Below are 12,337 nucleotides of genomic sequence, written 5' to 3' on the forward strand. Positions count from 1 at the left end.
CGATGACTTCTTTGATGCCAGAACGGCTCGTGATTCTTGACCGGGATGGCGTCATCAATCACGACTCGGATGACTACATCAAGTCCCTGGTGGAGTGGGTGCCCTACCCTGCTTCCATTACGGCCATCGCGCGGCTTTCACAGGCTGGCTTTACGGTGGCGGTAGCCACCAACCAATCAGGCATTGCACGGGGCTATTACGATGAAGCCACCCTGTCAGCCATGCACCATCACATGAGCACCTTGGTAGAAGCCGAAGGTGGCCAGATTGCGCACATCGCATATTGCCCCCATGGGCCGCAAGATGACTGCACCTGCCGAAAACCGTTGCCCGGCCTACTGACGCAAATACAGCAGGCACTTGGCCTGGATCACCTAGGGGGTAGCTGGATGGTAGGTGACAGCCTGCGAGATCTGCAGGCCGGAGAGGCGGCAGGTTGCCAAAGTGTGCTGGTAAAGACAGGCAAAGGTGAGAGAACGCTAGCCAAAAGTGTGGGCCTGGAACACACGCTGGTCGTCAATGACCTTGCCGAATTCGTTGACCAGTTGTTAGCCGGTGCACTGGATACTCACCCACGGCGTGGCTGAAGGTGAGTTAAGCGCCAAACCTGACCACATGCCAGGCTCTTATATATAGCCTCATACAAAAAAGCCGCAGAGGGCGATGCCCACTGCGGCTTTTCTTATTCAATGTTTCACGTGAAACATCTTTCATTAACGACCGCTAGCTAATGGAGTACAGCGCTATACGTCGAGATTCGCCACCAGAGCGTTGGTTTCGATAAAGTCACGGCGTGGCTCTACTTCATCGCCCATCAAGGTGTTGAACATCATATCGGCGGCAACGGCGTCTTCAATGGTCACGCGCAGCATGCGGCGACTATCAGGGTCCATAGTGGTTTCCCAGAGCTGATCCGGGTTCATTTCACCCAGCCCTTTATAGCGCTGCACTGACAGGCCACGCTGGCCCTCGTGCATCAACCAGGCCAGCACATCAGAGAAGTGACTAACCGGCTTTTGACGCTCGCCACGGGCAATATAGGCGCCCTCTTCCAACAACCCGTTAAGCGTTTGCCCAAGCCCTGAAATCGCGCGATAGTCGGCACTCTCGAAGAAATCCAGCCCCCACACATAATCGGTCGTCACGCCATGAGCAATCAGTGACACTGCGGGAAGGTGCAGGCCACGCTCGGTGTCTTCCTGAAGATGGAACTGATAACGCGGGCCGCCCTCATACGCCACTTTGTCATCCATGGCTTTCTGAAGCTCGGCAATCCAGTTCTGCATGGTACCGCGATCTTTGAGGCTGGCTTCCCCTTGCAGTGCAGTGGCATGTACTGCCTGCTTCAATACCTCAATGGGGTAAACACGTGCCAGGCGATCAATCCGCTTCATGACATTGCGGTACTGATTCACCAGGGCCTCGAGCTGCGAGCCTGCGATGCCCGGTGCATCGGCATTCACATGGAGCCCTGCACCATCCAGTGCCGTCGTGGTCAGGTAGTCCACCATGGCCTGCTCGTCTTTCAGGTAGAGCTCCTGCTTGCCACGCTTGATCTTGTACAACGGTGGCTGCGCGATAAAGATATGGCCCCGCTCGATCAGCTCGGGCATCTGGCGGAAGAAGAACGTCAGCAGCAGCGTACGAATATGCGAACCATCCACGTCGGCGTCCGTCATGATGATGACCGAGTGGTAGCGCAGCTTGTCAGGGTTGAACTCTTCGCGGCCGATACCGCATCCCAATGCCGTGATCAGCGTGCCTACCTCGGCGGAAGAGAGCATCTTGTCGAAGCGTGCCTTCTCGACGTTTAGAATCTTGCCCTTCAATGGCAGGATGGCCTGGGTACGACGGTCACGACCCTGCTTGGCACTGCCGCCGGCCGAGTCACCCTCCACCAGGTAAAGTTCTGACTGGCTGGGGTCTTTCTCCTGACAATCAGCCAGCTTGCCGGGCAAGCCAGCAATGTCCAGAGCCCCCTTACGACGCGTCATGTCACGCGCTTTGCGGGCAGCTTCACGGGCTCGCGCCGCGTCGATCATCTTGTTGACGATCGACTTGGCTTCATTGGGCTTTTCGATCAGGTAGTCTGCGAACAGGCGACCCATCTCCTGCTCTACCGCCGTTTTCACTTCGGAAGAAACCAGCTTGTCCTTGGTCTGCGAGGAGAATTTAGGGTCCGGTACCTTCACCGAAATGATGGCCGTCAAACCTTCACGAGCGTCATCACCGGAGGTATTGACCTTCGATTTCTTGAGCAGATTTTCAGCTTCGATGTAATGGTTCAATGTCCGCGTGAGCGCTGCCCGAAACCCTGCCAGGTGAGTACCACCATCCCGTTGGGGAATGTTGTTGGTGTAGCAGAAGATGTTTTCTGTAAACGCATCACTCCACTGCATGGCCACTTCGACTTCCACCCCATCTTCCCGCTCCGCATTGAAGTGGAAAACCGGGTTGAGAACGGTCTTGTTCTTGTTGAGGTGATCAACAAAGGCTTTCAAGCCGCCCTCGTAATGGAAAAGCTCCTCCTTGCCACTACGCTCATCCATCAGGCGGATTGCAACGCCGGAGTTCAGGAAGGAGAGTTCACGTAGCCGCTTGGCCAGAATATCGTAGTGAAACTCGATATTGGCGAACGTGGCAGGAGACGGACGAAAATGTACACGTGTACCGCTTTTTTCAGTTTTGCCCACCACACCAAGCGGAGCCTGCGGCACGCCGTGGTGATAGATCTGCTCGAATACTTCGCCTTGCCGCCAGATAGTGAGGCGCAGCTCTTCTGAAAGCGCGTTAACCACCGAGACACCTACCCCGTGCAGCCCGCCAGACACCTTGTAGGAGTTGTCATCGAACTTGCCGCCTGCGTGCAGCACGGTCATGATGACCTCAGCTGCCGAAACGCCTTCGCCTTCATGCAGTTCAGTCGGAATACCGCGGCCGTTATCACTCACGGTGATCGATTCATCCGGGTGGATGACGACGCGAATTTCACTGCAGTGGCCTGCCAGAGCTTCATCGATGGAGTTATCCACCAGCTCGAAAACCATGTGGTGCAGCCCGGTGCCATCGTCGGTATCACCGATGTACATGCCCGGACGCTTGCGTACTGCGTCCAGTCCTTTGAGCACCTTGATGCTTGATGAATCGTAAGCCTGCTCGCTCATTGACCACTCCGTCGTGAAGTCTGTCTCGTTCCGTGTCGTTTAGCCATCCGTCTCCAATTGACTCCATCCAGCCGGGGAATGTTTCACGTGAAACATTTTTATGTCCGTACTGGCTTGCCAACTATTCCTTAGAGCCGTGGCTTCAACGCTGGTAATAAAAGCCTGACACTGCATTTCTTCCAGTAAATGGCAAAATTGATGGCGGTGCCTGTCATCCAGCTCCGCAGGTAAATCATCAATCAGATAGATACAGTGCCGCTGCGTGGTACTTTCCAGAAGCCGCCCCTGAGCCAGCTTCAGCGCACTGACGACCAATTTCTGCTGGCCTCTGGAAAGCACCTCGACGGCTGGCTGCTTGTTCAATCGAATACGTAAATCTGCTCTCTGAGGGCCCTGCTGGGTAAACCCCATCTGCTGATCCGTCTCTCGGCTATCCCTGAGCACTTCTGCCAGAGAGCGCTGCTTATCCCACCCTCGGGCATAGCGCAGCGTCAGGCCAGGTAGTGGCAGCAATTTATGCAGCGTTTCTTCGAACATGGGCAAGAACTGGCTAAACCACTCAAGGCGAAGCCGATCCATCTCTTCGCCCCACTGTGCAAGCTCTTGCTCCCAAACAACCAGCTCACTGGCCACCATTCTACCACGCCTGAGAAGGGCATTCCGATGTTTCACTGCTCGGCGCGTTCTTCGCCAGGCATCCAGGAAATGATGTTTCACGTGAAACACACCCCAGTCGAGAAACTCTCTACGCCCGGCAGGAGAGCCCTCCAGCAACCTGAAGGCATCGGGATTGATGAGCTGCAGGGGCATCGCCTCCACGAGTTCGGCCAAGCGCACCCCCTTCTCCCCCCTCAAACGCAGCTCCAGCTCGCGCTGAGTGCGTAACCGCCTGACCCCCAGGGTAACCTCAGGGTCACCCGCCAAACGACCATACAGGGTCATATATGGGGCTTCCGTCTGTATGGCATGCTTGAGCTGACGGGTTCGAAAGGAGCGCCCCATACCCAGCACATGAATACCTTCCAGAACGCTGGTCTTGCCACTGCCATTATCGCCGTGCAGCACATTGATGCGCGGCGATGGCTGCAAGGTGGTGGGGGCCAGGTTACGCAGGCCGTGGAAAGTAAGCTCCTTGATGCTCATGCGTCGATGTCACTCTTCAAGACCATTGATTGCCGTCCAGCACACGTGAAAACGGCGCTTCTGAAGCCAGAAGCGCCGTCATAGATAACGTCCTGCTGCCGTTTATAGACGCATGGGCATGACGACGTACAGCGCATCACCGCCACCTGGCTCTTCCAAAAGCGCACTGCTGTTGGGGTCGGCCAACGTCATTTGAACGCGGTCTTCATCCAACACGGAAAGCACGTCTACCAGATAGCCAACGTTGAAGCCGACTTCCATGGCACTGCCATTGTATTCGACAGCGACGTTCTCCTCGGCCTCTTCCTGTTCCGGGTTGTTGGCCATGACCTTGAGGTTGCCCTCTTCCAGATAGAGACGTACGCCACGGTACTTCTCGTTGGAGAGGATGGCGGTCCGCGACAGCACCTGACGCAACTCCGCGCGCTCGGCAATCAGCACCTTGTCGCCATTGCGCGGCACGACACGCTCGTAGTCCGGGAATTTGCCGTCAATCAGCTTGGACGTGAACGTAAAGTCGCCCGTGTGAGCACGCACATGGGTCGCACCCAGCGTCAGGCTTACGGGCTCGTCACTGTCGTCAAGCAAGCGAGACAGCTCCAGAATACCCTTGCGCGGCACGATCAGTTTCTGCGCTTGGCTGACGGCCACTTCTACCGGACGTGAGCACATGGCCAGCCGATGCCCATCGGTGGCCACCGTGCGCAGCAGGTTGCTCTGAATCTCCAGCAGCATGCCATTCAGGTAGTAGCGCACGTCCTGCTGGGCCATGGCGAAGGATGTCGACTCGATCAAGTGCTTCAACGTACCGCGCGGTACGCTCAGCTCCTGGCTACCATCCGCATCTTCGATGTTGGGAAACTCGGCAACCGGAAGTGTAGAAAGTGTAAAGCGCGAACGACCACTACGTAATACGGCGCGCCCGTCCTCCACAGCCAGTTGAATATCCGATTGATCCGGCAATGACTTGCAGATATCCATCAGCTTGCGCGCAGGTACCGTTGCTGCGCCTGGCTGGTCCACCTGGCTGGCCACCGTGCGCCCCACCAATTCGACTTCCAGGTCGGTACCGGTCAGCGCTACCTGATCACCTTCGACCTGGATCAAGACGTTCGACAGCACAGGCAGCGTTTGGCGCCGTTCTACGACCCCCGCCACCAGAGTCAGCGGGCGAAGCAGCGCCTCTCGGGAAATGGTAAATTTCATCGAAACTCCGGTTTTCTATCCTGAAAGGCCCACCGCAGCAGGCCGACATAATGGGTTAACTGGTCAGCAGGCGCAGGAGGTTCTTGTAGTCCTCGCGAATATCTGCGCTCTCTTCCTGCAACGCCTTCACTTTACGACAAGCGTGCAATACCGTCGTATGGTCTCGCCCACCAAAGGCATCACCAATTTCCGGCAGGCTGTGATTGGTCAACTCCTTGGCCAGCGCCATGGCCACCTGCCGAGGGCGCGCCACCGAACGAGAGCGTCGCTTGGAGAGCAGGTCCGCCACCTTGATCTTGTAATACTCAGCCACCGTGCGCTGAATATTATCCACCCCCACCTGCTTGTCTTGAAGGGCCAACAGGTCTTTCAACGACTCACGGATGAAGTCCTGGGTGATCGGCTTGCCCATGAAGTGGGAGTCGGCAATGACCTTTTTGAGCGCACCTTCCAGCTCCCGCACGTTGGAACGTATTTTCTGAGCGATGAAGAAGGCTGCATCATGCGGTAACTCGACCTTGGCCTGGTCGGCTTTCTTCATCAGGATCGCGACCCGCGTCTCCAGCTCAGGCGGCTCGATGGCTACCGTCAAGCCCCAACCGAACCGCGACTTCAAACGTTCTTCGACGCCACTGATCTCTTTGGGGTAGCGATCCGAGGTCAGGATCATCTGCTGGCCACCTTCCAACAGGGCGTTGAAGGTATGGAAAAACTCCTCCTGGGAGCGCTCCTTGCCAGCAAAGAATTGAATATCATCGATCAACAAGGCGTCGACACTGCGATAAAAACGCTTGAAGTCATTGATGGCGTTGAGCTGAAGCGCCTTCACCATATCCGCCACGAAGCGCTCGGAGTGCAGATACACCACTCGGGCGTTTTCCCGCCTACCTGCCAGGGCATTGCCCACGGCATGCATCAAGTGGGTTTTACCCAGGCCTACCCCGCCGTAGAGGAACAGCGGGTTATAGGCCCCACCCGGATTTTCGGATACCTGCCGAGAGGCCGCACGCGCCAACTGGTTCGATTTACCTTCCACGAAGGTATCAAAGGTGAAGTTGGGATTCAGGCCGCTGCTGTGCTTCAGGCTACCTTCTACCTGTACCTGGCGCTCGTTGCCGCGTCGGCCGGCGCCCGGCTCTTCGCGCAACTGCTCGATTTCACGGTCATCGCCCACTTCACCGCGGGGCGGAGTATGGACGGCGGGAGCAGGCGCCTGAGCAGGCGATGCGGAGACGGGATTACCCAGCTCTCTAGGCTGTGGCGCAGGTGCCGAGGTGCGACGACTACCCACGGTCAAGCTGACCTTGGGAGGTTTGGAAGGAGCAAGCTCGCGCATCAGTTCACTGATTCGCTTCGCGTATTTATCGCTCACCCAATCGCGCACAAAGCGGTTCGGCGCCAACAAGCGAAGCTCGTTGGACTCTCCTTCTTCTGCCTGCAGTGGACGTATCCAGGTATTGAACTGTTGCGAATTCAGTTCGTCCTGCAGGTAGTCCAGGCACTGTTGCCAAAGCGCGAGTGACACTCATCTCACCATCGGTTGAAAACGGCCGACCATTGTAGCGCCCAACGAAACGGTTATCCACACGCACTCGGGGCTCTTTTCCGCCTGTGGACAAATGACCATGAGAGCTTAGGAAAAACAGCGGACGGCATGGGTACAAAACCGCAAATTGCTGAGTTGTGCTGCGTTAATCACACATAAATCACAGCTTTTACGCTACTTCACAGCCAGTTACCCACAGATTTTTTATCATTTTAAGGTTTTGATAAAGATAGGGATAAATGAGTTATCCACAATTAGTATCCCCACTATTAATAACAACAGGTTTAAATAAACCTATTAGTAATAGTAGTGTCATCGACGTTCGTCAGACTGACAGGGCATCGTGGGCTGCCATTGCCCTTTTCACGCTTTTCATGCAAGGAAAAATTGCACCGGGGCCAGGAAGTCTCTACAATTTCCGGTCTTGAATTGAAACTCCCCGGCTGGTTCCTCACTGGACCGGGTCATCTGGAATTCAATTTCCGTCCTAAACCACGTGGGAATAACGAGTTATGAAACGCACTTTTCAACCCAGCGTTCTCAAGCGCAAGCGCGCGCATGGCTTCCGTGCTCGTATGGCAACCAAGAACGGCCGTGCCGTCATCGCACGCCGCCGTGCCAAAGGCCGCAAGCGTCTGAGCGCCTGATCTCGGATTGCGTGTGTCGCCTCAAGGCTTTCCCCGGTGCTTGCGATTGCTGAACGCTGGGGATTTCAGTCACGTGTTCGAACAAGCCGACTTGAAAGTCCATGGCAAGGGCATGATGGCGCTAGCGCGCTTGAATACTCTGGGGCACCCCCGCATTGGCCTGATAGTCAGCAAGAAAAATGTGAAGCTTGCTGTGGAACGTAACCGCTTCAAGCGCCTGGTTAGAGAATCCGTTCGCCTTCGTCAGGATCGCTTGCCCGCTGTGGATATCGTGATCATGGCCAAGCGGGGCGTTCAGGAGATCGACAACGAGACGCTGACTCGCCAATTGCATGGCATGTGGAAACGACTTCAGCGCGAGGTTCCGGCGGTATCGACATCTCCGCCATCACATGGCCTGACACGTGACACTTGACGACACACCTCGCCGCTCGACCTCGGCCTGCCGCTTGGCAGGCTTTCGTGTGTCATGGGCCGAGCAAATGACACTGCGCCATTAGCATGTTCACCACCCATCGGGCAGAACCCTCATGGACGTAAAACGACTTTTATTACTGATTCCACTGGCAGTGCTTGCCTACCTACTGGTTGTACAGTGGAATCAGGATTACGGGCAGACCAGCTACGACTCCACTCCCGAAATGACCCAGACAAGCAATGGGGCACCGGCGAGTGAAGGCGGCAGCAACGATCTTTCCGTTCCCAGTACTTCCGCACCTCAGGCCGCCATCGATGAAGGAATGAGCGACTCGCCAAGTTCGACCGCCAGTCGTGACTTCATCGCCGTCACTACCGATGTGCTGGACGTACGCATCGACCCCTTTGGTGGGGATATCGTGTATGCCGCTCTGCCACAGCACAAGCTGACGCTGGACTCTGAACGCAACTACGTGTTGCTGTCGGATAACGCCACGCGCAGCTACGTAGCACGCTCTGGCCTGCAGCTGGATGGCCAGGCAAGTCGCATCACGTTTACACCTGAAAACACCGAATACCGCCTGGGCAACGACGAGCAAGAGCTCACCGTCGACCTGACGGCAGAAGTCAACGGCGTTGACGTGATCAAGCGCCTGACCTTCGAGCGCGGCAGCTATGCGGTCAATGTCAGCTATTACCTGGCCAACAACACTGATGAACCTGTCAGTGCCCGTTTCATTGGCCAACTGGCTCGCGATAACAGCCCGGACCCCTCCAGTGGCGTCGCCATGGGCATGAGCTCTTATCTGGGCGCAGCCTACTCGTCACCCGATACCCGCTACGAAAAAGTCGATTTCGATGATATCCAGCGCGGTCGGTTCGAGAACCGTGAGGCCCAAGGTGGCTGGGTAGCCATCATTCAGCACTATTTCGTCTCTGCCTGGGCACCTGCTCAGAATCAGCAGAACCTGTATTACGCGACCACCGACTCCAGCAACCGCAACGTTGCCGCCTTTGCAGGGCCGGTGACCAGCGTGGCCGCCGAAGGCGAAGCCACTCTGGGGGCTACCCTCTACATGGGGCCCAAGGTCCAGGAGTACCTGGAGCAGGTGGCACCGAATCTGCGTCTGACCGTGGACTACGGCTGGCTGTGGTTCATTGCCAATCCGCTGTTCTGGCTGCTCGACAAGATTCATGACGTAGTCGGCAACTGGGGCTGGTCTATCGTTCTGCTGACCGTGCTGGTTAAGCTCGCGCTATTCCCGCTTTCAGCCAAGGCCTACAAGTCCATGGCTCGGATGCGCAAGCTCGGGCCGGAGATGCAGCGTCTCAAAGAGCTTTATGGCGATGACCGCCAGAAAATGTCTCAAGAGATGATGAAGTTCTACCAGAAAGAGAAGATCAACCCGCTGGGTGGCTGCTTGCCGATCCTCATCCAGATGCCGGTCTTCATCGCGCTGTACTGGATGCTGCTGGAATCCGTTGAACTTCGCCATGCGCCGTTCATGCTGTGGATCCAGGATCTGTCGGTGAAAGATCCGTACTTCATTCTGCCCATCCTGATGGGTGTATCGATGTACGTTCAGCAGTTGCTCAACCCGACGCCTCCGGACCCCATGCAGGCCAAGATCATGAAGATGCTGCCCATTATCTTCACGTTCTTCTTCCTGTGGTTCCCGGCGGGTCTGGTCATCTACTGGGTGGTGAACAACATCATCTCGGTAGCCCAGCAGTACGTGATTACCCGCAATATCGAGAAAGACCCCAACGTGGGCAAAGGGATGCGCACCAAGTAGCCTCTCATCCCGTTCTTCACCAGACCCCCGCTAAAGCGGGGGTCTGGCGTTTCAGGCCTGCCCTTTTCTTCTGCTGCATACACGATACACTTTCTTTTTGGATCTCCAGGACGCGTTATGGCTGAACGACTCTATACCCAAGACACGATTACCGCCCTGGCCACCCCCCCTGGGCGCGGCGGCGTTGGCATCATCCGCGTATCTGGCCCGGAAAGCCGCCATATCGCTCAGGCCATACTGGGGCAATGCCCTCCCCCGCGTCATGCCTATTACGGCCCCTTCAACGGTGCTCAAGGCATTATCGACGAAGGCATTGCGCTGCTGTTTGCCGGGCCTAACTCCTTTACCGGGGAGGACGTGCTGGAGCTGCAGGGGCACGGTGGCCCCGTGATCATGGATATGCTGCTGGAGCGCTGCCTCGCCCTGGGCGCCCGCCTGGCTCGGCCTGGCGAATTCTCCGAACGCGCGTTCTTGAATGACAAGCTGGACCTGGCCCAGGCCGAGGCGATTGCCGACCTGATCGATGCCAGCTCACGCTCGGCTGCCGAAAATGCCCTTCGCTCGCTGCAAGGCGAGTTTTCACAGCGCGTTTCTGGGCTGGTTCAGCAGTTGATCGAGCTGCGTGTCTATGTTGAGGCCGCCATCGACTTCCCCGAAGAAGAGATCGACTTTCTTGCCGATGGCCACGTGGCAACGCATCTTGAGCAGGTGCAGCAGGCACTGGTGCGTGTGCGCCAGGCCGCAGGCCAAGGCGCCTTGCTGCGTGAAGGCATGAGCGTGGTGATTGCAGGGCGCCCCAATGCGGGCAAGTCCAGCCTGCTCAATGCGCTGACCGAGCAGGACACGGCCATCGTCACGGACATTGCGGGCACCACCCGCGACGTGCTGCGTGAATACATCCACCTGGACGGCATGCCACTGCATATTATCGACACCGCTGGCCTGCGCGATACGCCGGACGCGGTAGAAAAAATTGGCGTTGCCCGGGCTTGGGAAGAGATCGAGAAAGCCGATCGCGTACTGCTGCTGGTCGATGCCTCGCTTACCCAGGCAACGGACCCCATGGCCATCTGGCCCGAGTTCGTGGCCCGCCTGCCGGACCAGCAGCGATTGACCCTGGTGCGCAACAAGATCGACAGCAGCGCCGAAGCGCCAGGGCTCGAAGCATCTGAGTTACCCACAGGCACTCCCATCGTCAGGCTCTCGGCCAAAACGGGGGCAGGTGTGGATAACTTGAAAGCCCACTTGAAAGAGGTGATGGGCTTTTCCGCCACTACCGAAGGTCGTTTCTCGGCGCGCCGCCGCCATCTGGATGCCCTGGACCGTGCCATGGCCGCACTGGAAGCAGGGCGCGCTCAGCTGGAAGGCTACGGTGCAGGAGAGCTGCTGGCCGAAGATCTGCGCGATGCCCAGCAGGCACTGGGAGAGATTACCGGAGAGTTCAGCGCCGACGACCTGCTTGGAGAGATCTTTGGCAGCTTCTGTATCGGCAAGTAGACTCGACTACTGTAACTTTACTCCGGGACCAACCAGGACGTACGGAAGCGGCTGTGCTCGCCCAGCGTCGGTGTGATCTGTGACATGGCGTTGATCAGACGCTCATCCAGCCCCCAGGGGGGGTTGATGACCAGCATACCGCTTCCATACATGCCGCGGGCACCCGCTTCAGGGGCACGTAGCAGCAGTTCGCTTTGCCAGATTTTGCGAATTCCGCTGTCACGCAGGCCTGCCAGCAGCGCTTGATGGTGTTCGGCAGGTAATAACGGATACCAGATCATCACCACGGCATGCCTGGCTTTCTCAAGCACGTAGGCCGTGCTCTCCACCACTTCGTGATACTCGATCTTGCGCTCGTAGCTGGGATCCATCAACACACACACCCTGGGGGTCGATGCCGGTACCTGATGGCGCAGGCCGACCAACCCATCGCCGAAGATACGCGTCGCCCGCTTGGGCAGCGACTGACTGGCGAGATGTTCGTGCTCACCAGGATGCAGTTCGAACAGTGTCAGCCGATCCTCTGAGCGCAGACGCTGGGCGAGCCACCAGGGAGAACCCGGATAGCAGGCCAGTGTATCAGCGTCTGGCTGGGCACTGGCCACGGCCTCGAGCCAGGCGCCAAGCAGCGGATCTGCCAACTGCTGGCGATGTTGCCAAAGCGGTAAAACGCCCTCACGGTACTCCAGCAGCCGCTGTGTCTCTTCGGTAGCCAGTGGATAGAAGCCTCTGCCCGCATGGGTATCTACATATGTAATTGCTGATTTTTTACGTAACAGATGATCAATGACGGCATAGAGCGTCAGATGCTTCTGAACATCGGCGAAGTTACCGGCATGGTAGGCGTGTTGGTATGACAGCATGAGGATGCCTATATAAACAGAACGCCCGCTATGTGAGCATAGCGGGCGTTCTAGAGCA

At 57.1% G+C, this 12,337-nt stretch carries 10 protein-coding genes; 5 read left to right on the forward strand and 5 right to left on the reverse strand.

What is annotated here, in order from left to right:
• The first annotated feature begins 14 nt into the window (after positions 1-14).
• Positions 15-587 carry a D-glycero-beta-D-manno-heptose 1,7-bisphosphate 7-phosphatase gene (gmhB, locus tag IE061_RS16140; RefSeq protein ID WP_193462052.1) on the forward strand — a complete coding sequence of 191 codons (573 nt, stop codon included), beginning with the start codon at positions 15-17 and terminating at the stop codon, positions 585-587.
• Positions 588-743: 156 nt separating this feature from the next.
• On the opposite strand, the gene gyrB is transcribed toward gmhB, so the two are convergent.
• The 4 genes from gyrB to dnaA form a co-directional block, all read right to left on the reverse strand.
• Positions 744-3,164: a DNA topoisomerase (ATP-hydrolyzing) subunit B gene (gyrB, locus tag IE061_RS16145; protein WP_100731111.1), complete on the reverse strand. Its 2,421-nt coding sequence runs from the start codon at positions 3,162-3,164 to the stop codon at positions 744-746.
• A gap of 39 nt (positions 3,165-3,203) precedes the next feature.
• The gene (gene recF / locus IE061_RS16150) at positions 3,204-4,307 is read right to left on the reverse strand and encodes a DNA replication/repair protein RecF (RefSeq protein ID WP_193462053.1); all 1,104 of its coding nucleotides are present in this window, start codon (positions 4,305-4,307) and stop codon (positions 3,204-3,206) included.
• 102 nt (positions 4,308-4,409) lie between these two features.
• Positions 4,410-5,513: a DNA polymerase III subunit beta gene (gene dnaN / locus IE061_RS16155; protein WP_016915609.1), complete on the reverse strand. Its 1,104-nt coding sequence runs from the start codon at positions 5,511-5,513 to the stop codon at positions 4,410-4,412.
• Between the two features lie 55 nt (positions 5,514-5,568).
• Positions 5,569-7,038, reverse strand: a complete 1,470-nt coding sequence (gene dnaA, locus IE061_RS16160) for a chromosomal replication initiator protein DnaA (RefSeq protein WP_193462054.1) — start codon at positions 7,036-7,038, stop codon at positions 5,569-5,571.
• A 533-nt stretch (positions 7,039-7,571) separates the two neighbouring features.
• Between dnaA and rpmH the strand changes: the two genes are divergently transcribed.
• The 4 genes from rpmH to mnmE all read left to right on the forward strand — a co-directional run bounded on the left by rpmH (position 7,572) and on the right by mnmE (position 11,416).
• Positions 7,572-7,706: a 50S ribosomal protein L34 gene (rpmH, locus tag IE061_RS16165; RefSeq protein ID WP_009723348.1), complete on the forward strand. Its 135-nt coding sequence runs from the start codon at positions 7,572-7,574 to the stop codon at positions 7,704-7,706.
• A 13-nt stretch (positions 7,707-7,719) separates the two neighbouring features.
• Positions 7,720-8,121, forward strand: coding sequence for a ribonuclease P protein component (rnpA, locus tag IE061_RS16170; protein ID WP_144983942.1), 402 nt, complete (start codon positions 7,720-7,722; stop codon positions 8,119-8,121).
• Positions 8,122-8,236: 115 nt separating this feature from the next.
• Positions 8,237-9,919: a membrane protein insertase YidC gene (yidC, locus tag IE061_RS16175; protein ID WP_193462055.1), complete on the forward strand. Its 1,683-nt coding sequence runs from the start codon at positions 8,237-8,239 to the stop codon at positions 9,917-9,919.
• A 117-nt stretch (positions 9,920-10,036) separates the two neighbouring features.
• On the forward strand, positions 10,037-11,416 hold the full coding sequence (gene mnmE, locus IE061_RS16180; RefSeq protein WP_039179095.1) for a tRNA uridine-5-carboxymethylaminomethyl(34) synthesis GTPase MnmE: 1,380 nt from the start codon (positions 10,037-10,039) through the stop codon (positions 11,414-11,416).
• 17 nt (positions 11,417-11,433) lie between these two features.
• Here mnmE and IE061_RS16185 read toward each other — a convergent pair whose 3' ends face one another.
• Complete coding sequence (locus IE061_RS16185; protein ID WP_193462056.1) at positions 11,434-12,279, reverse strand: 23S rRNA (adenine(2030)-N(6))-methyltransferase RlmJ; 846 nt, start codon at positions 12,277-12,279, stop codon at positions 11,434-11,436.
• Between the last annotated feature and the right edge of the window lie 58 nt (positions 12,280-12,337).

This window comes from Vreelandella hamiltonii (assembly GCF_014651795.1).
Lineage (GTDB): Bacteria > Pseudomonadota > Gammaproteobacteria > Pseudomonadales > Halomonadaceae > Vreelandella > Vreelandella hamiltonii.